This is a genomic window from Nostoc sp., assembly GCF_036917655.1.
Taxonomy (GTDB): domain Bacteria; phylum Cyanobacteriota; class Cyanobacteriia; order Cyanobacteriales; family Nostocaceae; genus Nostoc.
In genome coordinates this window covers 1-25538 of sequence record NZ_JBALCY010000057.1, presented here as the reverse complement: position 1 = coordinate 25538, position 25538 = coordinate 1, and the positions used below count along the sequence as shown (strand labels likewise).

Sequence of the window (25538 nt, the reverse complement as noted above, 5' to 3'; positions counted from 1 at the left end):
ATCTTGCCTTGAGGACTTTTTATTGGCATTGATTGGTACACCTTATATCATGTCCGCCAAATTACCCATAATAAAAGAACCCCACCCCCAACCCTCTCGCCGCCTGCCTACTGTGTACACACAAGTCCTAAAAACCTAGCTTGATTAGGCTTGACTCGTTTGACTCGTTCCCATGCTCTGCATGAGGAATGCATTCATTGAGTCTCTGACTCAATATTCTGACTGGAGGCAGCAGCCTCTAATCAACCATTCCTAGCTTTGCATGGGAACGAGAGAACAAGGAGAAATGAGAAATCGAGCTTTTTTCGACTTGTGTGTATACCGTAGCCCGAAGAGCGGGGAACTCGGGGCCCCGTCTGGGCATTAGGGGCAGGGAGACAAAGCATAGCTTTGGGGGGGTGGGGTTCTTCGGCTTTAATAAGCAATCAAGCGGACATGATCTTCTTATTAAGAATTTTGAGTATTTTAATTGATTGACAAAAAGCACTTTATTCTAACCTCTCACAGATGCCCTTTCCCTAAGAAACGCATCAAATGTAAACCTATCAGATAGCGAAGTTTGTGCGCCTGGTTTTGTTGTCGCCAAAGCACCTGCTGCTGCACCCCAAACAATTGCCTGATGTAAAGAAAGTCCTTCAAAAAGTGCCGCAGTTAAGCCGCCATTAAAAGCATCGCCAGCAGCTACTGTGTCAACCGCATGAACTGGAAACGCCGGTACAAAAAACTTTTCCTCAGCAGTGGCACAAAAAACACCTTTAGCACCCAGTTTGACGATCGCACATTTCACACCCCGTTGTAATAAAACTCCAGCTGCTTTGGCTGCTTGTTCCTCTCCATCCACAGGAAAACCCACTAACTGCGCGGCTTCAACTTCATTCGGTGTGATAATGTCTACTAATGGGTAAAGTTCATCTGGAAAATCAGATTGTGCGGGTGCAGGGTCGAGAATTACCCTTATTTTGGTTTTTTTTGCGGCTTTAGCGGCTGCAACCACGGCAGTAATCGGAATTTCTAATTGTAAAAGCAGTGCTGTAGCTTCTGGTAATAAATGGGACAATCGTTCTACATCTTCTTGATTGACACACCCATTTGCACCAGGAATTACAATAATTTGATTTTCCCCAGCATGATTTACGGCGATGATGGCGACTCCAGAACTAACAGTTTCATCCACGAAAATATTATCAATCTGCACACCAGATGCTTGCAAATTGTTGACAAGTTCTACACCAAAACCGTCTGCACCTACACGCCCCACCATTTGAGTAGGAATTCCCAATTTTGCTAATGCTACGGCTTGATTAGCTCCTTTCCCTCCCGAAACTTTAAAAAATTCTTCTCCTAGCAACGTTTCTCCGGCAACTGGCAACCGGGGTGTTGTTGCTACCAAGTCTATATTTATGCTGCCGAAGACGATAATACTCATTTTTGTTGATTTTTAAAGTCCTTTAGCCCAATACTACAGCCAATACGGTTCGGATAAGATCCCCCCGCCTGCGGCGACCCCCTTAAAAAGAGGGTAAAGATTAGAAAAAGCCCCCCTTAAAAAGGCTACCGTGTATACACAAGTCCACCCAGAGCGAGTTTCCAGCCAAGAAAGATGGATTCAAATTGTCTTAAACCATGAACAAGGGTAGGGATTCCAGGAGGTCTCCCAGAGGTATAACCAGACCATCCACCAAGTCGAGCAATGATCCAAGTAGCCCAAGGCAAACAACCCCGTGGATAAGGATTGTGCAGTTTTTTGGTATCTCCTTCAACAGAAGATTGAATTTGAGATAAGCATTGCTGCTGCTCAACACAAAAGGTAAGCTCGGCAGAAAATAGAAGCGATCCGATCGCTTGACTTTTAAGATAGTCGCTACAAATGTTTTTATTTTTTCAGAGTAATAAAAGAGTGCTAGTGACCGACTGGCGCTTTCGCTCCTGCACCGCCTTTACCCAGGAATAATAAAAGGGGTAATGAACAAAGGAACGCCACGCCTACGACTCGAAAGCAATCTGCGTAAGACAAAACAGCAGCTTGAGTATCTACTGTTTGACTTAATATAGCTAGTGCTTGTTGTTGAGCTGTAGTCGCATCCATGCCTTGACCTTGGAGTGCCCCGTTGAGTGCATCAAGGCGCTGATTGGTTTCTGGGTCATAAGGACTAAGTTTTCCTAATAGCATGGCTCGATGAAAAGCCTCTCGTCGGTCAAGGAGAGTGGTGAGTAGGGCAATACCGATGCTACCACCTAGTTGTCGGGTGAGGTTGTAGAAACCAGAGCCGGCAGAAACATCTTGTTTGGGTAGCGGGCCTAAAACTGCCAAACTCAAAGGGAGAAACATCAACACGGTAAAAGCCCCACGCCATACCAATGGCCAAAATAAATCATCTGTGCCGGTTTGTGGGGTAATTGTTGCTAGTTGAAACATGACTCCAGATGAGCCGACAGCGCCCATTGCAATTAAAAATCGGGCATCAATTTTACTAGACAGTTTGCCTAATAAAACCATAACGATCGCAGACGCTAAAGCCCCAGGCGCTAATAATAGTCCTGTCTGCGTTGCCGTAAAGTGCAACACACTCTGAGCAAATATCGGCACAGCAAAGAGTGTGCCATAAAGCCCCATACCCACCAGTGCTGAGAGAACGCTTCCCGCAGCTAAAGAACGGTGACGCAAAACTCTCAAATCCACAGCAGGGTGATCTGTTTTCAGTTCTCGCCAAATAAACAGTCCCAATCCGATAATACTAGCGATCGCCAACGTGGTGATGAAACCGGAGGAAAACCAGTCGTCTTCCTCTCCTTCCTCTAACAAAGTTTGCATACAGCCAACAGCAATGACCAAAAACCCAATCCCGAACCAATCGACGGCTTGGCTTTGTGTCTCGCTCTTATCTTTGTCTTTGAGCAAAAATGCAAAGGACATCGCCACTGCAACGATCCCAAAGGGAATATTAACAAAGAAAATCCACCGCCAGCCCAAACCATCTACCAAGAATCCTCCTAAAGTCGGGCCAATGGCTGGGCCAGCAATTACACCTACCCCAAAAACTGCCTGGGCCATACCTTGTTCAGCAGGTGGAAAAGTCTCGAACAAAATTGCTTGTGCTTTAGCTAGCAACCCGCCACCACATAAACCTTGAAGAATTCGAGAAAAAACCAGCATCGGTAGATTAAATGCCAACCCGCATAAAACCGAGGCAAGGGTAAAGCCAATCAACGAGAAGATGAAGTAGGTTTTGCGCCCAAAGTAATTTCCCAGCCATGCAGATAAAGGAATTAAGACGACATTTGCGATCGCATATCCAGTCACCACCCAACCTACTTCACTGACAGTTGCACCCAGGCTGGCTTGGATGTCAGTCAAGGCAACGTTAACAATACTGGTATCAATTACTTCTAAGATTGCACCAAGGGAAGCCGTGAAAGCGATCGCCCACTTCAATGGCCCCTGGACATAACCAAATTGGTCAAAGGTAGAACTTTTAATGTTGGCAGCCATTGTTAGCACAAATAATATTTGGAGGATGTCAATCAATTTTGGATTTTAGATTTGCGATTTTGGATTGAAAGAGACCACAAGGGGGCGGGGCTTGAACCAAAAAACAATCCAAAATCTAAAATCGGCAATCAAAGCCATACCTGGCTTGGACTACTCGGCGTCGCCAAAGCTAAAATTAAATATTGTATGTATACGCTACGGTAGCGTATCATATAAAAACGGTCAAGAGAGACTTTAATGAAAAGTGGCAGAAATACTTATGCTAAAGATGGATGGTCACTCCTACTGTTTTCGTGCATGGGAACTGGGTTATAGGGTTTATTTGTTTCCCATAGGCTATGTTCTCTGCCCAAAGGTAGAAGCAAATTGTCAAGAAGATATTGCTTGGGGATGATATTTTATGAGTAAGCAAATCAACAGCCCCTCTGGACGCCCACGCAGCATCTACGCTGACCAAGCTATTTTGCAAGCAACCTTAGACTTGCTTGCAGAGGTAGGATATGAAAGCATGAGTATAGAGGCGATCGCGTCCCGGGCTGGAGTTGGTAAAACGACCATCTATCGGCGTTACACTTCCAAAGAAGAACTAGTTGCAGACGCTATAGAAAGTCTCAGAGATGATTTAGCGATCCCCGATACTGGCAGTTTCTGGGGAGACATGGATATCCTGATCAATAATGCCGCCAAAAAAATAGATAGTCCCCTTGGTCGTCAGACACTCGCCCTGATCATTAGTACAGCATCTAGCAATCCTCAGTTTGCAGAGGTTTACTGGACAAAATATACAAAACTCCGACGTGAAGCCTTTTCTAAAGTACTTGAGCGTGCCAAGTCTAGAGGGGAAATACACAAGGATGCAGATGTAGACTTAATTATCGACCTTGTAAGCGGGTCACTATATTATGCATTGATTTTCAAACCCACAACCGAGCCAGTAGAAGCATACATGCGCCGCACAATGAATCTTCTTATGAAGGGAGTAGGGAGTAGGGAGTAAGAAGTAGGGGGAGCAAGAATTTTAGATTTTGGATTTTAGATTGAAATTTAATCCAAAATTTAAAATCCAAAATCCAAAATTGAATTGCCCAATGCCTAATGCCCAACTTGTTGCCAAAATAACTTTTCATGAACGGTTGTAAATGAGATGATGGATTAATTAGAGAAAAAGGTGAACAATTGTTATTTTTCTCCTTCCGCTTCTGGTTGCAGAATAGCATTACAGTACTGAATGAGGGTTGTCAAGCGATCGCTAATCGTTTGAAGTCTCGTTTGTGCAGTAGATGCCTGCCGCGCTCCTTGCAAAAACATGACATCTATTTCCAACAGGCGCAATTGCTTACTCATCTCCGTTTGATAAGACTGCACTCGCCAGTTTTCATCAGCCAAAGGCACAATCTGCTGCCCAAAAAATTGCTGCAACGAGGTTACACCTTGCCGCAGTTCGGGTGCAACAATTTGCGTAGTTGTGGCATCGGAGCGTAATTGCTCTAGTAAGGTTACGAGTGCCTGATATTTCTCACGATTTAAAGACATCCAGTGCTAGTTAAGATAGTATTAATGTCAAGTAATTTTTCTTCTACAATAAACTTTCTTAAGCGCTGATCAGCACTGAAAGCCTCAAATCGTGATTTGGGGCTTTGTTTGCCATCAATGGATTTTCTTTCTTTATGATCCTTGAAACTCAAACTGGATGACTACCAGACGCTCCTGCGTCGCCCTGAGCGTAAGCAAGTTACGCGTCTCGTACAGAGCCATGCCGCAGGCTTTACGCTCCGCTATCGGCAATTCGAGAAGCATCCTGACACTGCTTTTTCGAGCAACAGCATCTTTTCACGGCGATGCTGCCAGTTTTATTTATCAGTCACTTATCTACCGATCCTATCCAAACCCAATTGTATGAGCAGCATAGCTATAAATTCATCAGTTGATCTTGCCATTCCAGAATGGTTAAAAAAATGTTTGAAGGAGTCATCCACAAGTAACAGCGAAGCGGAAGATGACCGAAGGCATAATGATGTAGTCTTAATTGGCCGGGCATTTGAATTTGCTTACCAACTGCATCAAGGTCAATACCGAAAATCTGGAGAACCATACATTGCTCATCCCATTGCCGTGGCTGACTTGCTGCGTGACTTGGGAGGTAGTGCTGCTATGATAGCAGCTGGATTTCTTCATGATGTCGTTGAAGATACAGAAGTTACAAGTCAAGAAATAGAAGAACGCTTTGGCCCAGAAGTGCGACAATTGGTCGAAGGTGTCACCAAGCTTTCTAAAATCAATTTCACCAGCAAAACCGAAAGCCAAGCGGAAAACTTCCGGCGGATGTTTTTGGCAATGGCGCAAGATATTCGGGTAATTGTGGTGAAATTGGCAGATCGTTTGCATAATATGCGAACTTTACAATATATGTCAGAGGCCAGCCGCCGCCGCAGTGCCCAGGAAACGCGAGATATATTCGCACCCTTAGCCAATCGCTTGGGGATTTGGCGGATTAAATGGGAACTCGAAGATTTGGCTTTTAAGTATTTGGAACCAGAAGCTTTTCGCCAAATGCAAGAGTACGTTTCCGAAAAACGGACGGCGCGAGAAGAGAAATTGGCCAAAGCTACAGACATTTTGCGAGAACGTTTGCAGGAAACCGGAATCCACTTTCAGGATATCAGTGGTCGTCCCAAGCACCTTTATAGCATTTACCAAAAAATGCATCGGCAGCAAAAGGAATTTCATGAAATTTACGATTTGGCAGCGCTGCGGATTATTGTTCAAACCAATCAGGATTGCTATCGGGCGTTGGCGGTGGTTCATGATGCTTTTCGGCCAATTCCTGGGAGATTTAAGGACTATATTGGACTGCCAAAGCCTAACCGTTACCAGTCATTGCACACTGGGGTGATTGGATTAACTGGTCGTCCTTTGGAGGTGCAAATTCGGACAATCGAAATGCATCATATCGCCGAGTATGGGATTGCCGCCCATTGGAAGTATAAAGAAACAGGAGGTTCTAGCATTAGCCATTTGACAGCGACAGATGACAAGTTTACTTGGCTGCGGCAGCTGCTGGAATGGCAAACTGATCTCAAGGATGCACAAGAATATCTTGATAGCGTCAAAGACAATTTATTTGAAGATGATGTCTATGTCTTCACCCCTAAGGGGGATGTTGTTCCTTTAAGTCCCGGTTCTAGCACTGTAGATTTTGCTTATCGCATTCATACGGAAGTAGGAAACCACTGTTCAGGGGCGCGGGTGAATGGGCGAATGGTGCCACTGTCAACGCGGCTGCAAAATGGCGATATTGTAGAGGTTCTGACCCAAAAGAATTGCCATCCGAGTTTGGATTGGTTGAACTTCGTCAGAACTTCGGCGGCGAAATATCGGATAAAACAATGGTACAAGCGATCGCGCCGGGAAGAAAATGTCGCCCGTGGACGGGAATTGTTAGAAAAGGAACTTGGTAAAACTGGTTTTGATAGTTTGCTGAAGTCAGATGCGATGGAGACTGTCGCCGAAAAGTGTAACTACCATAGCGTGGAAGATTTACTCGCTGGTTTGGGTTACGGTGAAGTGACGTTGAACCTAGTACTAAATCGCTGGCGAGAAGTGGCGAAAGGACAACAACCAGTTTCCAGTGTGCCCTTATTTATTCCCAAAGAATCAACTACATCAAAAGCTTTGCGAGATACACCTGCAACTACCTCCCGCTCCACAGATTCGCCAATTGTTGGGGTGGAAGGGTTGGTGTATTATTTAGCTGGGTGTTGTACCCCGATTCCTGGCGAACCGATTATTGGTGTAGTGACGCGAGGTAGGGGGATTGCAATTCATCGCCAAGGCTGCCATAATCTGGAGACTGTGGAGTATGAGCGCTTAGTACCAGTTAGGTGGAACCCAACCGCCGAAAATAGTGGTCGTCCGCACACTTATGCAGTGGATGTTCAAATTGAAGCCCTTGACCGCGTAGGGGTGCTAAAGGATATTTTGTCACGATTGAGTGACCAAGGGATCAATGTCCGCCATGCCCAGGTGAAAACCTCTACTGGTCAACCTGCATTGATGGACTTAGGAATAGATATACGCGATCGCTCTCAACTAGAGCAAGTCTTCGTCCAAATTAAGAAAATGAGCGACATTTTGAATATCCGCCGCGTTGGTCAAATTGACGAGTAAATAATTGGTAGGGTGCGTTAACGCAATGTAACGCACCAATTTAAGTTGCTAATAATATTTATTTTGTTATAAAATTAATAGCGATCGCTTAATCAAGTAGGTTGTAGTAACAGATATAGTAAGACAACTGAACGCCATCAAGCTTGTAATTGTATTTATATATCATCAATACGCTTGATGTTAGTGATATTTGGTTTCGGAATCTCCCCGTGATATTTACGTTTCTAGAGGGATGTAAAGCCACTGACATTTCGCTACAACTTTAAACAGAGAGGCTTTACAAGATGGTGTCAAGCAATGGCAGACAAACCCCAACAAGAAATAGAGGTGAATAAATTAGTTAATTCACCCAGAGAAACTTCAGAAGTAAAAATCCAGGCTCAATCATCACTAGGAAATGAACCATCTACATTAGAGTCTTTTGTTGAAACTGTTGCTCAGACTGGCAAAGCAGTTTTAGACACAGCAGTGGGAGTGGGTGAAGCCACGGCGAAAGAAACACACAAATTCATTGAGCAAACAACTCAAAGCAGCGGTCACTTTGTGAATCGCCTCAGCGACAATTGGCTGATTAGAAAACTATCTGGAGTATTAAATCTCAATTGGCTAATTAGTGATACTAACCTTGTTGATTTGGAAAAAGCAGAAACTGCGGTAAACAAGCTTAAGAAACAGTATCCAAATGAATTACCCAGCCAGATTGCTCACCGAATCATGGTCGAAAAAGCAACTAAAGCAGGCACAGTTGGACTAGCCACTAGTATTTTACCAGGAATAGCGGTTGCATTGTTGGCAATTGATTTAACAGCCACAACACAATTGCAGTCAGAAATGCTTTATCAAATTGCATCTGTCTACGGGCTAGATTTAAAAGATCCTGCCCGTAAAGGTGAAATTTTGGCAATTTTTGGGTTGGCTTTGGGTGGAGGGCGTTTGTTGAAAGCTGCGGGGTTAGGCTTGCTGCGAAATGTGCCCTTGGCGGGTGCGGTGATTGGAGCTAGTTCAAATGCGACGATGATCTATTCATTGGGGTATGCTGCTTGTCGATTTTACGAAACGAAGCTAGATGAATCAACTTCTCTGGCATCGCCACAGACATTGGCAACATTAAAAGCTGAAAGTGAAAAGTATCTCGAAAGTGCGATCGCTCAAGAAGCGGTCATGGATCAAATCTTAGTTCACATGATCCTTGCTAGTCATCCAAACAAGACTTTGTCAGAAATTTTGCCAGACTTACAAGCTGTAAAACTCAGTCCTACCTCGTTGGATGCTATTGCTCAAAATATCAAATCACCTAAGTCTTTAGATATACTGCTCAATCAGCTAAATCGTGATTTTGCCATACCCTTATTGGCTCAGTGTGACAAAATTGCCCAGCTTGACAATAAGACTACACCACTTGAGCAACAAATAATCGCAGCGATCGCCAGGAAATTTGACATTGATAGAAATGGAATTGGGGCATAGGGCATAGGGCATAGGGCATGGGGCATAGGGCATAGGGCAATTCCATTTTGGATTTTGGATTTTAAATTTTGGATTAAATTTCAATCTAAAATCCAAAATCTAAAATCTAAAATTCTTGCTCCTTCATCTCCCTCACTCCCCTCAGCCTGAAACAAGAATTTTGAGCAATACTGGTACAGGAAGGAATATTTACACAAAATCCCAAAATGACAATTCAACCTAGTGATCAGCCTTTGCTAGAGTGGGCAGGCGATAGTTTGGCAATTGGATTATTTGAAGATGCAGTAGAGTTAACCGGCGAACTGGCAACTTTAGATCAAAAGTTTTCCGGGGTCTTAAAAGAACTAATTGCTGAAGAGGAATTTAAAGGTAAAGCCAACAGCACCATCTTCACCCGTGTGAATGCTGGTAGCCCAGTGCGTAAATTGATTCTGGTAGGTTTGGGTAAACCAGATGCACTGAAACTCGACACTTTGCGACGCGCTGCTGCTGCTGTAGCCAGGGTAGGAAAAAAGCAAAAAAGCAAAATTCTGGGATTTAGTTTTCCATTATGGAACAACGAGCCAGCCGCCAGTGCCCAAGCGATCGCAGAAGGTGTCGAATTGGCGCTTTACCAAGATATTCGCTTTAAATCAGAACCACCAGAAGAGAAAGGTTCACAAATAGAAACCGTAGATTTACTAGGATTTGGTGGACAAGAAGCAGCCATCACCCGCGCCAATCAAATCGTTTCTGGGGTAAATTTGGCCCGGCAGTTAGTAGCAGCGCCAGCCAACGCGGTAACACCAATTACTTTGGCAGAAACTGCTGTTGCGATCGCCAAGGAGTACGGTTTACAAGTAGAAATTCTGGAAAAAGAAGACTGTGAAAATTTGGGTATGGGTGCTTTTTTGGGAGTAGCACAAGCTTCCGAACTGCCACCTAAATTCATTCACCTGACTTACAAGCCAGAAGGTACACCCAAAAAGAAACTAGCAATTATTGGCAAAGGTGTAACCTTCGATTCCGGCGGACTCAACATTAAAGGTGCTGGTAGCGGCATCGAAACCATGAAAATGGATATGGGCGGTGCAGCTGCTACCTTGGGCGCGGCAAAAGCAATTGCTCAAATTAAGCCAGATGTTGAGGTTCACTTTATCTCGGCGGTAGCTGAAAACATGATTAGCGGTCGCGCCATGCACCCTGGAGACGTTCTCACCGCATCAAACGGCAAAACAATCGAAGTGAACAACACCGACGCTGAAGGACGTTTAACCTTAGCAGATGCCTTGGTGTATGCCGACAAATTGGGCTTGGATGCGATCGTCGATTTAGCCACCCTGACTGGTGCCAACGTCATTGCCTTGGGTGACGATATTGCTGGTTTGTACACTCCCGATGATGCTGTAGCTTCCCAGATCGAGAAAGCTGCTGAAACTTCAGGGGAAAAGATTTGGCGGATGCCAATGGAAGAAAAATATTTTGAAGGGCTAAAGTCTGGTATAGCGGACATGAAAAATACCGGGCCGCGTCCGGGTGGTGCAATTACCGCTGCTCTTTTCCTCAAGCAATTCGTCAAAGAAACCCCTTGGGCGCACTTAGATATTGCCGGCCCAGTGTGGACAGATAAAGAAAATGGCTACAACGGCGCGGGGGCAACTGGCTACGGCGTTCGGACGCTAGTTAATTGGGTACTAGAGAGTGGGGAGTAGGGGAGCAAGAATTTTAGATTTTAGATTTTGGATTTTAGATTGAAATTTAATCCAAAATCCAAAATTGAATTGCCCCATGCCCCATGTCCCATGTCCCATGCCCAAACAATTCGTGCTATCTTGAGCTTGCCAGCAAAAATTGTTGCGATAGTAACAGAAATAATTTGGCGGTCAGAAAGTTAAGCTTTTTCGGCAAAGCCATCTGGTAAAATTTGTAAGGTTTCTAAAAGCTCTGAGCAATGAGATCGACTCGCGTACGGATCGCAATTGACGCAATGGGAGGGGATCACGCACCCGGTGAAATCGTTGCTGGCGCATTGCGAGCACGGGAAGAATTGGGTGTAGATGTATTGTTGGTTGGTGATCCCCAACAAATAGAAGCTGCCTTGCCGCCAAAAACGAATTTAGGGCAGGTGGAGATCGTGACTGCTGAGGAAGCGATCGCAATGGATGAGGAGCCTTTAAATGCAGTTAGACGCAAACGCAAGGCTTCTATCAATGTGGCGATGGATTTAGTCAAGCAGCAAAAGGCAGATGCCGTATTTTCTGCCGGTCACTCTGGGGCAGCTATGGCATCAGCTTTGCTTCGCTTAGGACGATTGCCGGGAATTGACCGCCCAGCCATAGGGACAGTTTTTCCTACCATTATTGCTGGGAAACCAGTGCTGGTACTTGATGTCGGCGCGAATGTAGATTGCCGCCCCAAGTTTTTAGAACAGTTTGGCGTTATGGGTTCGGCTTATAGTCAGTATGTCTTGGGCACAACCGAACCTAAAGTGGGTTTGTTGAATATCGGTGAAGAAGACTCTAAGGGCAATGACGCAAGCGTCCGCGCCCACCAAATGCTCCGCGAAAATCCCCAAATTAATTTTATTGGTAATGCCGAAGGGCGTGATGTGCTTTCCGGTCGCTTTGATGTGATTGTCTGCGATGGCTTTGTTGGCAATGTATTATTAAAATTTGCCGAAGCGGTTGGAGAAGTGATTCTGCAAATTCTGCGGGAAGAATTACCCCAAGGATTGCACGGTCAAATCGGTTCAGCACTCTTAAAACCAAACCTGAAGCGGGTTAAGCAGCGAATGGATCACGCAGAACATGGTGGTGCTTTGCTGTTAGGCGTGGCAGGAGTTTGTTTTATCGGTCACGGTAGCTCCCAAGCTCCTTCAATTTTTAATGCAATTCGCATGGCAAAAGAAGCTGTTGACAACCAGGTGATACAACGAATTCAGTCCCAATATATCCTAGAGCGTGAGAGCGGTTAGCGATTCAGTTATAAGTCATGAGCCGTTTGTCATTTGTCATTTGCTAGGACGAAAGACAAAAGACAAAAGACAAAAGACAACAGACAAAAAGCTGATAGCTGGGGAGATTAGGAGTGCAAAACTTAGGCGTAGCAATTACCGGAAGTGGCTCGGCAGTACCAGCAACTTCTCTACACAACCAGACATTAAGTGAAGTAGTTGAAACATCAGACGAGTGGATAGCCACAAGAACGGGAATTCGTCAACGACGATTAGCTCTGCCATCTGAGTCCTTAAGTGGACTCGCCACTGCCGCCAGCAGTCAGGCGATCGCATCTGCGGGAATCAAACCAGAAGACCTAGACCTGATTCTGCTAGCGACTTCCACCCCTGATGATTTGTTTGGTAGTGCTTGTCAAGTACAGGCTCTATTGGGAGCCACCAACGCAGTCGCCTTTGACTTGACCGCTGCCTGCTCCGGCTTTGTGTTTGGTCTGGTTACAGCAGCCCAATACATTAGAACAGGTGTCTATAAAAATGTACTGTTGATAGGGGCAGATATCCTCTCTCGCTGGGTAGATTGGGAAGATCGCCGTACTTGTGTATTGTTCGGTGATGGTGCAGGGGCAGTAGTATTGCAGGCTTCTAAAAGCGATCGCTTATTGGGATTTGCCCTTAAAAGTGATGGCACTCAAAACCATCACCTCAACCTTGCCTATGCAGGCGCTTCCCAAGAACTGCTCACTGGTGTAAATATCACCAAAGGCACTTACCAACCGATTACTATGAACGGCAAAGAAGTCTACCGCTTTGCTGTCCAAAAAGTGCCAGAAATCATTGATAAAGCCTTGTTTCAAGCCAACCTTAGTGTTGACCAAATAGATTGGCTGTTGTTGCATCAAGCCAATCAGCGAATTATCGATGCCGTTGCCCAACGCCTGAATGTTCCAGAACATAAAGTTATCAGTAATCTCGCTCAGTACGGCAATACTTCTGCTGCTTCTATTCCCTTAGCTTTGGATGAAGCAGTGCGGCAAGGTAAAATTAAACCCAATGACATCGTTGCTGCATCCGGCTTTGGTGCCGGTCTTACCTGGGGTGCGGCAATTTTTAAATGGGGAAGGTGACTCAATTTTGGATTTTGGATTTTAGATTTTAGATTGACCCTATGCATAAATGCTCTTTCTTCGATCAAGAACTTGAGATTTTAGATTGGTTCTCGCGTTTAAATTCGCTTACTCTGAGACTTTTTAAATTTTAGATTTTGAATTATTCCATCCAAAATTTAAAATCTAAAATTCGGTAAATATTTTGTCCTTTGTTAATGACCAATGACCAATGACCAATGACTAAAACTGCATGGGTGTTTCCCGGACAAGGTTCTCAAGCGCTGGGAATGGGAATGGACTTATTAGATATACCCGCCGCTAAAAATAAATTTGCCCAAGCTGAGGAAATTTTGGGCTGGTCTGTAACAGAAATCTGTCAAAACGAAGAACAAAAGTTATCACAGACGCTATACACCCAGCCAATTCTTTATGTGGTAGAAAGCATTCTTGCTGACCTTCTCCGAGAACGAGGATACCAGCCAGATTTAGTTGCTGGACACAGTTTGGGAGAATATACTGCCCTTTACATAGCGGGTGTCTTTGAGTGGTCGGCTGGTTTATATCTAGTAAAGCGTCGTGCAGAACTCATGGATAGTGCGGTCGGTGGAATGATGGCGGCTTTGATGAACTTTGACCGTGAACATTTGGAAAAAGTCATTGCTCAAACGCCTGATGTGGTGCTAGCAAATGACAATAGTTCGGCTCAGGTGGTAATTTCAGGTACGACTGAAGCTGTACAAGCAGTGATGTCTCAAGTTAAAGCAAAGCGTGCTATTCCCCTAAAAGTTTCTGGGGCATTTCACTCACATTTAATAGCACCAGCGGCTGCCCAATTCCAAGACATTCTAGAATCTGTGGAATTTCAGCCAGCTATTGTGCCGGTGTTGTCTAATGTAGAACCAATTCCGTCTATTGATGCCGAGATTTTAAAGCAACGCCTGAACAAACAAATGACTGGTTCTGTACGGTGGCGAGAAATTTCTCTGCAATTACCAGCCAACGGTATCGAGCAAGTATTGGAAATTGGGCCTGGTAAAGTCCTAACTGGCTTGATTAAACGTAGTAGCCCTGACTTAATATTAAAAAACATCCAGAGTGCTGCTGATTTACCTGTTTAATTTTTTTAGAGCTTCATTTCAATTAAAAATTCTGTACCCTGACCTAAAACAGAGTTAAAACTCAATTTACCACCGTGGGTTTCTTCGACGATTTGACGAGCGATCGCTAATCCTAATCCCGTGCCTTTACCCACAGCTTTTGTAGTAAATAAGTGGTCAAATACTTTTTCTTTGATTTGTTCATTCATCCCTTTTCCATTATCAGCAATGGCAATTTTAACTAGATGATTTTCGACTGAGGTTGTAATTGTAATGCGGTTAGGATTGGCATTAATTTCTTCAAAATTGCATCCCTGGTTAGATTCATCTAATGCATCAATAGCATTAGCCAAAATATTCATAAATACCTGATTTAGTTGCCCATGAAAGCATTCTACTGGAGGTAAATTACCATAGTTGGTGACAACTTCAATCGCTGGACGAGTCTCATTTGCCTTGAGACGATGGCGTAAAATCAAGATCGTACTATCAATCCCTTCGTGGAGATTGAAGGCTTGTTTTTGGTCGCTATCGGCACGGGAAAAAGTACGGAGACTCTTACTGATAGACATGATACGATCGCCACCATCTGTCATGGCTCTGATTAACTTGGGTAAATCATCTCGTAAATATTCCAGGTCGATTGTCTCTAATTCTTCTTCAATTTCCGTGCCAGGTTGGGGAAATTTATCGTTGTAGAGGTCAATCAACCCAAATAGGTCATTGATGGAATCTTGGACAGCACCAACGTTGCCAATAATACAGCCAACGGGATTGTTGATTTCGTGAGCTACACCAGCGACTAAGTTACCTAGCGCCGACATTTTTTCACTTTGAACTATTTTCAACTGGACTTGTTGCAAGTCGGTGAGAGTCTGCTGGACTTGATTGTAAAGTCGGGCATTTTCTAGAGAAATAGCCACTTGGGTGCAGAGGAAGTCGAGAATAATGATGCGATCGCTGGTAAACACACCACTGGTTAAGCGATTCTTGAGATACAAAATACCGAGCAAATGTCCTTGATTGAGAATGGGTAAACACAGGATACTTTTCGGCTGGTGTAGTCTCAAATAATCCTCAATTACGGGTAAATCGGTTTCTAAATCGTCAATCACCACGACTTGTTGAGTATTTTTGACATATTGAATCAGTTTGACGGGTAGATTGGGGTTGTTTTCCAGGGGTTCGGAGTAGAGTTCGGTGGCGGTGGATGTGGCGATCGCCCGCACTTCCCAAACTTGATTCTCGTTGGGTAAGATTAACGCACAGCGATCGCCCCCCGAATTTTGCAGAATAACTTGGGCCAGTTGGTGGAGCAGATCCTCTAATTGAATCGTCCTCGAAAGTGCTTGGGAGGCTTTGAGAATGGCAGCAAAATCGAGGGTTGTATTGATGCTGGAACTGCTAGAACTTTTGTGATTGCTGGAGTGAAGAGAATAGGTGGGAGATGCGCTCGTCGCTAGTGTGCCTAACATTGTCACCGAGGGATCGGACTGCTGCAAAATCGGGCAAAGCAGCTCTGGATAACGGGTTTCCAAATCATCAGTTTTAGCTTTAGCTCCCCAGTGGGCATAGCAGTAATAGGCTTCCTGCATATAGCTGGCGGCGACTTTCTCTTTGCCCCAATTGAGATAGAATTTGGCTGCTAGTTCGTTTGCTAAAGCTTCTTCCTGGATATATTCGTTGGCTTTTGCTCCAGAAATGGCGCGATCATACCAATCCCCTGCTTCATAATTTTTTCCTAAGACTCGATATTTTTCTGCTTCTACCAAATCAACCTTATGTTGGTAATTCATCGGGGCATTCTGCGCCCAGCGATGCAGAATTATTTCATGGCTTGCTGCTCGCTCAAGTATTTCGGCTTGCTGGGGTTCTGGCTGGGTGGGGCAGAGTGCCAGGTGCGTTAGGGCGGCATAAAAATGGAAAGTAGGAACGTGAGCCATTCCCGATACTGCCATCAAATAGGATTTGTTTTGGGCGATGTGGTCGAGGGCAGCCTGATAATTGCCAAAGTAGTAGGCAAGCAGCAGTTTGTAGCTGTAGGCAAGGGCGATGCCCGTGAGATCGTTATCCTGCGGGTGCTTTGGCAGCATCACTGTTTCATCGTAGAATTGGCCAATTAAGAGATGGGGTTGGCTCACCGATTCACGCAAATTTTGCACCGTTTGCTGCACCATGTCTAAATAAATCCGCGACGAGTCTTGTTTCACCTGCGCCAAAGCAGCACTGTAAGCGGCGAATTCGGGTTCTAAAGTGTCCAGGTTTACACCTGCGAAAACCGCAATATTCATGTAGGATATTGCGCTGTAGCCAGCAGAGAGAAAATCGCCAGTTTCCATACCAGTCGTGTAGCTATCTTTCAGCGTCGATATCGTTGCTCTCAGTGCTTCGTGGTGATGTTGGATGAAAGCCCCAAACAGGTTTAGAGTGATAGACTTCATTAAGAGAGCATTCAACCGTTCCAGCAACGAGAGCGCTAATTGACCAAATCCGTAGCCTGTTTCGACTTCGCCCAAAAAGGCACACAGCACCATGCCATGAATCGCATAGCCGACTATCGAGGCGGGGGCATTGCCAAACTGGAGCGACAACCGCACCATCGTCGCGCTCAACAGGGGCAGTAACCCTGGCATTCCCTGGATCGCTGCTGGAAACAAAACTCCTAACAGTTGGATCGCGGCTTCGGCGGTGCGATCGCTCATCACGGGCAGGTCAATCAGCTCGGCAATATTTTTGCGGCTTTGAAGGCTTGCCACCTCTTGTAGCACTTTGCCGATTTGGGCTTCATCGGTTGCATTCGGGAGATCCACCCCTAATTGACTCAGTGCCTTTCTTCCCACCGCGATCGCCCCTAACATTTGGCTCTGAGCCGTTAATGCCGCGATTTGAATTTCGTAGATTTTCACTTTGTCAAAAATTGTTTGTGTCTGTTGCAATACCACTGCGGTTAATAGTTCCATGCCCTCGAAGTCACCATTCAAATAGGCAGTTTCCGCAGCCGTCACATACAGATTTAGAGTCAATTCATACTGATCTTGCCAGCAGTTTGTTTGTAATAGCTTAATCCCTGTTTGCAAATAAACCCTTGCTGCGACGTAAGCTGTAGAATTTCTCGCCTTGACTCCAGCTTTCAAATTCAGTTGAGCTAATGCTTGGCGATCGCTTGGTTGAGTAATTAACTCAATTCCTAAATTCAAATGCCCGACAATATCAAACAGTTTTTCCTCTTGTTGGATTTGAGAGGAATTTTGTAAAAGTAATTGGCCAATTTGGAGATGAGTTGCTTGTTTTTGGTTATCAGGAATTAGAGAATAGGCAGCTTGTTGCACTCTGTCATGTAAAAATCTATATGAAGCTATCCTTTGTCCTTTGTCATTTGTCATTTGTTTGTTATTTTCTAATGACAAATGATCAATGATCAATGACGAATTTTGATAAAACTTATAAACATCACTAATGGGTAAAATCAACCCTTCTTGTAAAGCTTTCCATAAACTAGCAGCCGTTTCAATTTCTGGTTTTCCCCAAACAATTGCCAAAGTTGCTAAATCAAATTGATTGCCAATACAAGCGGCTAACTGCAACACCTCTTGAGTTGATTGAGGCAGTCTTTGCAATTGAAATGCCATGAACTTAACAACATCATCTGTAACCGCTTGCTGATTTATTTGGGTAATGTCACATTGCCAACACCCTGATTCCAAGTTAAATTCAATTAATCCATCTTGGTGTAATGCCTTGAGAAACTGTATAGCAAAAAATGGATTACCTTGAGTTTTCTGAGATACCAAGTGAGAAAGAGGCCATGCCAAATTTTCTGTACATTTAAGTGTGTCAGCAAATAATTGATTTACTTGCCCTTGACTCAGTGGCGCTAAAGTAATCGTATTAATCGTGACTGCTGTTTTTTCGATATCATTCAAAGTCAACATTAACGGGTGTACTTGGTTGACTTCGTTATCACGATAGGCACCAATTAAGAACAGATGCTTGGTATCAGCCATTAATAACTGCATTAACATCAGCGATGCTGAATCAGCCCATTGCAAATCATCTAAAAACATCACTAATGGATGTGCGTCACTAGTAAAGACTTGGGTAAATTTCTGGAATAATAAATTAAATCGATTTTGTGCCGCCGTTCCTGATAACTCTATCGCTGGTGGTTGTTGACCGATAATTCTTGATAATTCGGGGATGACTTCAATAATTACCTGCCCATTTTCTCCAATAGCATCTAAAATCTTATTTTTCCATTGCTGAATTTGGGCATCGCTTTCTGTTAACAATTGCCCCATTAAATCTCGGAAGGCTTGCACAAATGCACTCAAGGGAATATTTCGTTGAAATTGGTCATATTTCCCTTTGATAAAATAACCGCGTTGCCGCACAATTGGTTTATGAACTTCGTTGACAATCGCTGTTTTACCAATTCCCGAAAACCCAGCTACCAACATCATTTCTGTTGCACCAAGGCTGACTCTTTCAAATGCTTGGAGTAGGGTTGATACTTCTGATTCTCTTCCATAAAGTTTGTCGGGGATAATGAAGCGATGTCTACGACGGGCTACGCCTACGCACACATCCCATCGCGCAATCTCAAAATCCCTAATTACACCATAAACTTGTAACTGATTTAAAGAATTTTCTAAATCAAACTTCAGTCCCAAGGCACTCTGATATCTATTTTCGGTATTTTTCGCCATCAATTTACTAACGATTTCCGAGAGTACAAACGGGATTTGTGGGTTAATTTTATGTACCAAGGGTGGAAGTTTCGCAATATGACAATGCACCAACTCCATCGGATCGTTTGATTCAAAAGGTAACTCACCTGTAAGTAATTCGTAGAAAGTTACACCCAAAGAATAAAAATCAGTCCGATAGTCAATCCCCCGATTCATTCTGCCTGTTTGTTCTGGGGAAACATAAGCTAGTGTCCCTTCTAAGACATTGGGATTGATTAGTGTTTGTGTTTCTCGTGGTAGTAAAGATGCAATACTAAAGTCGATTAATTTAACTTGTTTGGTTTCGGGATTAATCAGAATATTGGCGGGTTTGATGTCTTTGTGAATAATCCGCTCGCGGTAAAGTATATCTAAGGTATTGCACAGTGCGATCGCTATTTCTAAAAACTCTGTGAGATTTCGTAGGCTTGACCCTGTTTCCCATTCTTTAAGAGAAATTCCCCCAAAGTCTTCCATCACCAACGCATAGCCATTTTGGTAAGGTTCTAGGCTGTAGGTTTGGATGATTAGGGGTGAGTTGAGATTTTTGGCAATGGTGTACTGATTGCGAAACTGCACCAATTCGCTGAAACTCGGATAAGGATTTTTCAGTAGTTTAATCACCACTCTTAAAGAGTCAGTTTCTCGATCCCCTCGATAAACTAGGGTTCTCGAACCATTGTATAGTTCTTCGTTAAGTTGATATCCGGGAATGCTGACTTTAGTGCTAACCATACTGCGCTTATGTTTAAGACTTCCAAATTTAGTGTTCCCGGATATAGGACTCATATTTGATTTTTGAATATACGTAGGGGAGCCAGTGCGTTGCGGAGGTTCCCGACGCTCGATGACTCGCTAACGCTGCGCTATCCGTTGTAGCAACTGGCGTAACACACCCTACATCCAATACGGTTCGGTTAACGTTTTAATATTTTGAAGATCCCCCCAACCCCCCTTAAAAAGGCTTGCTCATAACCCTCTTTTAGCCCCTTAAAAAGGGGGTCGCCGCAGGCGGGGGGATCTTAACCGAACCGTATTGACCCTACATATACTTAGATTTTTTCACGCAATCAAATCGGATTCCTATAGTGCAGTTGTTTGCCAACAATCTTCAAAACTTTACAGTGGAATTTCAATTATAAATTCTGTTCCCTCACCCAAAACAGAGTTAAAACTTAATTTCCCGCCGTGAGTTTGTTCGACAATTTGACGAGCGATCGCTAATCCTAATCCCGTTCCTTTACCTACAGCTTTCGTAGTAAATAAGTGGTCAAAAATCTTTTGTTTCACTGATTCATCCATTCCCTTAGCATTATCAGCAATAGCAATTTTCACGCCTTCATTTTTCAGGGAGGTTTTAATTATAATTCGGTTAGGATTGGTCTTAATTTCCTCAAAATTTCGTCCCGTATTTGATTCATCCAGCGCATCAATTGCATTTGCCAGAATATTCATAAATACCTGATTTAATTGTCCAGGAAAACACTCAATCTTAGGTAAATTGCCATAATTGCTAATCACTTCAATTGCTGGACGCTGTTCGTTTGCTTTCAGGCGATGTTTGAGAATTAAAATCGTACTGTCGATACCTTCGTGGATATTAAACGGCACTTTGTAATCTTTATCAGCACGCGAGAAAGTGCGGAGACTGGTGCTAATATTTTTGAGGCGATCGCACGCCATCACCATTGAATCAATTGCCTTGGGTAAGTCTTCTAAGGTATAATCCAAATCGATCTCTTCAGCATGGTCGGTAATTTCATCACTCGGATTTGGTAGACTTGATTGATATAGTTTCAAGTGTTCAACAATATCTGCAACAGTGGGTTTAGCTTGTTTGAGGCTAGCAGAAATAAAGCCTAAAGGATTATTCATTTCATGGGCTACCCCTGCGACTAAATTACCCAATGCAGACATTTTCTCACTCTGAACAATTTGTAATTGCGCTTGTTGTAAATCTTCTAAGGCTGTTTCGAGTACCTGAGATTTTTCTGTTAACGCTGACTCAGCTTGTTTGCGTAAGCGAAGCTCCTCGTAGAGATCGCTAATATTAATAGTTGTCCCGACTAGGCGATAAGCTTTGCCCGTCTCATCTTTTAATGGACTGAGTGTGGTTAACCACCAAGTTTTCTGATCGTTAAATGTTAGACATTCTTCATAGGTGATAGGTATTTCGGTTTGGAAACAACGCAGATATTTTTGCTCCACTGCTGCACCTTCATCAGCAGCCATGAATTCTTGGGGAGTTTTACCCAGCACTTCGGAAGCAAGTATACCAACCTCTAGTTCGCAGGATTTGCTCCATCCTGTGTACTCAAACCTACCATTATCCCGGACATCAATCACGAAGATGAGACAGCCAACACCTTCGTAAATACTATTGAGAAACTTTTCTCGCTCCTGGAGATGATTATATAATTGGGCATTTTCCAAAGAAATCGCAGCTTGAGTGCAGAGAAAATTGATCACAGAAAGGCGATCGCTAGTAAATACCCCTTGAGTCAGTTGATTTTCTAGATAAAGAATCCCTACCAAATGCCCTTGATTAATAATCGGGGTACATAATACACTCTGGGGTTGGATTCGGTGCATATATTCCCCAATTAAACCCGGAATATCTGTTTTGCAATTGTCTATAACAACTGTTTTCTTGGTATTTTTGACGTAATTGAGAATGTTTACGGGAATATCTTGACAATTATCTAGTGATTGTGTATTTGGGATAGTTTGTATTTCCTCATGCTCAATTAAGGTAATTGCTCGTACTTGCCAAGTATCATCTTGGGGAAGAATTAGTGCAGATTTTTTCGCGCCAGAGTTTTCTAGGATAATCCGCGTGAGGCTGGTAATGAGTTGATCTAATTCTAGAGAACTGGAAATAGCTTGAGCAGCTTTGAGAACAGAGGTAAAATCTAGAATATCCGAAATACTAGTACTGCTAGTAGTATTCGTGCGAGTAGATGAGGAAGTCCCACGAAAAGCAATGGTTTCTAGAGGATTGAAGTTAAGTTGTCGCTGTTGCAGAATTGGTTGCAGTAGTTGAGGATAACGTTTTTCTAAATCCTCCACTTTCGCTTTTGCTCCCCAACGGGCATAACAATAATAAGCTTCTTGCATATATGCAACAGCGACTTTTTCTTTGCCCCAGTCGAGGTAGAACTTGGCGGCGAGTTCGTTAGCTAGGGCTTCTTCTTGGAGATATTGGTTTTCTTGAGCGAGTTGAATAGCAAGATCATAAAGTTCCATCGCATCTGTTTTCTGCCGGAAAACGCGACATTTTTCTGCTTCGACCAAAGAATATTTATGCTGGAAGTTCATGGGAGCATGATATGTCCATTGTTTCAGTTTTTGCTGATTCACAAGAACTCGCTGCTGCAATCTTTCTCGTTCCTCCTCACAAGTATGAGGTAAGGCAGCAAGCTGGGTCAGCGAATCATAAAAATGAAAAATTGCTACCATGAAACAGCCAGCCACCCCATGTAAATATTGTTGAGCAGAGTCTGCCACCGCAATGGCTTCCTGCCATTCTTGGAACAGGTAGCAAAGCATCAATTTATTAACGTACAGCGTACCGATGGCGTAAAGATCGTTGGCAGTTTGGTGCAAGGGCAGCATTGCGGCTTCATTATAGACTACACCTTGAAATTGCCAAGGGAGATGACTTTGACCGACTGAAGTTGACGCTAAATTTAAAGTAGATTGATAGAAAACATTCAGATAGTTGTAAGCAACTTCCTGTTTAAGTTGAGCCAAGGCTTGACTATAAGCTGCCATTTCTTGTAACAAAACAGTTAGTTCTTTGCCTAAGAAAAAGGATAGGGAACAGTAATTGTAAGCACAATAAGCTCCATATTCTAAAGCACCCATCTCCAGACCACTGTGATATCCCTCCAGCAGAGGAACGAGAGACGCTTGAATTGGATATTTCCAGGGCTTTATAAACGGATACACCATATTAATCGTGCTGGCTTTGAATTCCTGACTCCGAGATTTTGCCAGGAGATCCAATGCCAGTTGACCTGCCTGATTCCCCAATTCAATTTCCCCATTGATGCAAAGAATCACCCCATACCAAGCATAAGCCAGCGTAGATACACTAGCATTGCCTTGTTGAATCGATAAGCAAACCTGTTTGCAAACGATCATTGGTAAGAGATGCGGAACCGCTTGATAGACTGCTGCTGTCACTGCTGCCAGAATTCGGATCGCTGCTAGGGCTTCAGGATCGACCATTTCAGGCAATTTCAGCAATTCTTCTAGTTGCTTTCCGTTCAAAAGTAACTGGATTTCTTGTAAACTTTGATTAATCTCTGCTGGGCTGGGCTGAGTTGGGAACACAATTCCGAATAATTCTAGAATTGTGAGAGCGGTTTTAATCGCTTCGGGTTGCTGGCTCTGCGCCACATAGGCCAGAATTTTTACTTCGTAGACTTTAATGGTGTTTAGCAAGTGTCGGGCATTGTGCAATACAGCATCCACAAATTGCTCCATTAGCTCAAAATTACCGCTCAGACAAGCAACTTCGGCAGCTAACTCATGCAGAGCCAAAGTCATGTCATAACAATGTTGCCAGCCTTCTGTAGTTAGCAGTTGAATGCCTCGATTTAAATACTGCATTGCTGCTACATAAGCAGTTGAAGATTTTGCCTTTTGTCCAGCTGCAAAATTGAGCATTGCTAGTTCGTGCCGCTCAGTTTGAGTAGTAATTAATCCGGCTCCCTGATTCAATTGGTTAACAATTTCAAACAGTTTCTCGTCTCGCTGTTGTTCGGGTGTGGCATTGAATAACCGTTGTCCAACTTTAAGGTGCGTTAGTTGTTTTTGGTTTTCGGAAATAAGGAAATAGGCAGCTTGTTGTACTCGATCATGTAAAAATCTATATTGAGCTAATTGTTTATTGTTATTCTCATTTTTACTAACTAATTCATCATTAGTTTTTCCTTGATAAAGCTTATAAATATCACTAATCGGTAAAATCAACCCTTCTTCTAAAGCTTTCCATAAACTAGCAGCCGTTTCAATTTCTGATTCTTCCGAAACAATTGCCAAAGTTGCTAAATCAAATTGATTGCCAATACAAGCCGCTAATTCTAACAGTTTTTGAGTTGATTCCGGCAGTCTTTGTAATTGAAATGCCATGAACTTAACGACATCATCTGTAACTGTTTGCTGATTTATTTGTGTGATATCACATTGCCAACACCCTGATTCCAAGTTAAATTCAATTAATCCATCTTGGTGTAATGCCTTGAGAAACTGTGTAGCGAAAAACGGATTACCTTGAGTTTTCTGATATATCAATAGAGAAAGAGGCAAAGCTAAATTTTCTGAACACTTCAGCGTGTCAGCAACTAATTGATTCACTTGTCCTTGACTCAGTGGTGCTAAAGTAATCGTATTAATCGTGGCTGCTGTTTTTTGGATATCATTCAAAGTCAACATTAACGGATGTGCTGGGTTGACTTCGTTATCACGATAGGCACCAATTAAGAAAAGATGCTTTGTATCAGCCATTAATAACTGCATTAACATCAATGATGCCGAATCAGCCCATTGCAAATCATCTAAAAACATCACTAATGGATGTTTGTCACTGGTAAAGACTTGGGTAAATTTCTGGAATAATAAATTAAATCGATTTTGTGCCGCAGTTCCTGATAATTCTGTAGCGGGTGGTTGTTGACCAATAATTATTTCTAATTCGGGGATGACTTCAATAATTACCTGTCCATTATCACCTACAGCCGCTAAAATATTGGTTTTAAATTGCTGGATTTTAGCATCGCTTTCTGTTAATAATTGACCCATTAAATCCCGGAAGGCTTGCACAAATGCACTGAAGGGAATATTTCGTTGAAATTGGTCATATTTCCCTTTGATAAAATAACCACGTTGTCTAACAATCGGTTTATGAACTTCGTTAACTACAACGGTTTTACCAACACCCGAAAAACCAGCTACCAGCATCATTTCTGTTGCACCAAGGCTAACTCTTTCAAATGCTTGGAGTAGGGTTGATACTTCTGTTTCTCTTCCATAGAGTTTATCAGGAATAATAAACCTGTCGCACACATCTCGTTGTGCAATTGGGAAACTCTTAATTTCACCAGTTTCTTGGAGTTGAGATAAACAATTTTCTAAATCAAATTTCAGCCCCAATGCATTCTGATAGCGGTCTTCAGCATTTTTCGCCATCAATTTCATTACGATGTCACATAGAACTTGGGGAATCTCTTCCCTATCTCCTAACATTGGTGGAAGTTTTGCTAAATGACAATGTACCAACTCCATCGGATCATTTGATTGGAACGGCAACTCTCCCATGATTAAATCGTAAAAAGTAATACCTAAAGAATAGAAGTCAGTCCGGTAGTCAATCCCGCGATTCATTCTTCCTGTTTGTTCAGGTGAAATATAACCAAGTGTCCCTTCCAACACATTAGGATTCATCAGTGTTTGAGTTTCTCGTGGCAGTAAAGATGCAATACTAAAGTCAATTAATTTAACTTGTTTGGTTTCGGGATTAATTAGAATATTGGCGGGTTTGAT

The 25538-nt window shown here is 43.2% G+C and carries 12 protein-coding genes; 7 read left to right on the top strand and 5 right to left on the bottom strand.

From position 1 onward, the window contains the following. Positions 1-493 precede the first annotated feature (493 nt). Positions 494-1426 (bottom strand): ribokinase, encoded by a 933-nt coding sequence (gene rbsK, locus V7K30_RS19055; protein WP_335001880.1) that lies wholly within the window; start codon positions 1424-1426, stop codon positions 494-496. Between the two features lie 474 nt (positions 1427-1900). Beyond that, positions 1901-3490 (bottom strand): DHA2 family efflux MFS transporter permease subunit, encoded by a 1590-nt coding sequence (locus V7K30_RS19050; protein ID WP_335001878.1) that lies wholly within the window; start codon positions 3488-3490, stop codon positions 1901-1903. 400 nt (positions 3491-3890) lie between these two features. On the opposite strand from V7K30_RS19050, the gene V7K30_RS19045 reads away from it, so the two are divergent. Continuing rightward, positions 3891-4487 (top strand): TetR/AcrR family transcriptional regulator, encoded by a 597-nt coding sequence (locus V7K30_RS19045; protein ID WP_335001876.1) that lies wholly within the window; start codon positions 3891-3893, stop codon positions 4485-4487. A gap of 182 nt (positions 4488-4669) precedes the next feature. Here the strand turns inward: V7K30_RS19045 and patD are convergent, their stop codons facing one another. Next, positions 4670-5023: a heterocyst frequency control protein PatD gene (patD, locus tag V7K30_RS19040; protein WP_335001874.1), complete on the bottom strand. Its 354-nt coding sequence runs from the start codon at positions 5021-5023 to the stop codon at positions 4670-4672. A gap of 363 nt (positions 5024-5386) precedes the next feature. Between patD and V7K30_RS19035 the strand changes: the two genes are divergently transcribed. The 6 genes from V7K30_RS19035 to fabD all read left to right on the top strand — a co-directional run bounded on the left by V7K30_RS19035 (position 5387) and on the right by fabD (position 14283). Continuing rightward, entirely contained in the window at positions 5387-7657 is a 2271-nt protein-coding gene (locus V7K30_RS19035) for a RelA/SpoT family protein (protein ID WP_335001872.1), read from the top strand. A 297-nt stretch (positions 7658-7954) separates the two neighbouring features. Next, positions 7955-9124, top strand: coding sequence for an EcsC family protein (locus V7K30_RS19030; RefSeq protein ID WP_335001870.1), 1170 nt, complete (start codon positions 7955-7957; stop codon positions 9122-9124). Between the two features lie 206 nt (positions 9125-9330). Further along, a complete protein-coding gene (locus V7K30_RS19025) occupies positions 9331-10815 on the top strand; it encodes a leucyl aminopeptidase (RefSeq protein ID WP_335001868.1) in 1485 nt (494 codons plus the stop codon). Between the two features lie 239 nt (positions 10816-11054). Beyond that, complete coding sequence (gene plsX / locus V7K30_RS19020) at positions 11055-12077, top strand: phosphate acyltransferase PlsX (RefSeq protein WP_335001866.1); 1023 nt, start codon at positions 11055-11057, stop codon at positions 12075-12077. A 113-nt stretch (positions 12078-12190) separates the two neighbouring features. Next, positions 12191-13183: a beta-ketoacyl-ACP synthase 3 gene (locus V7K30_RS19015; protein ID WP_335001864.1), complete on the top strand. Its 993-nt coding sequence runs from the start codon at positions 12191-12193 to the stop codon at positions 13181-13183. 218 nt (positions 13184-13401) lie between these two features. After that, entirely contained in the window at positions 13402-14283 is an 882-nt protein-coding gene (gene fabD, locus V7K30_RS19010; RefSeq protein ID WP_335001862.1) for an ACP S-malonyltransferase, read from the top strand. A gap of 5 nt (positions 14284-14288) precedes the next feature. On the opposite strand, the gene V7K30_RS19005 is transcribed toward fabD, so the two are convergent. Next, the gene (locus tag V7K30_RS19005) at positions 14289-19724 is read right to left on the bottom strand and encodes a trifunctional serine/threonine-protein kinase/ATP-binding protein/sensor histidine kinase (RefSeq protein WP_335001860.1); all 5436 of its coding nucleotides are present in this window, start codon (positions 19722-19724) and stop codon (positions 14289-14291) included. 384 nt (positions 19725-20108) lie between these two features. Further along, positions 20109-25538 (bottom strand): ATP-binding sensor histidine kinase (locus V7K30_RS19000; protein ID WP_442941081.1); only part of this gene is annotated, 5430 nt, incomplete at its 5' end.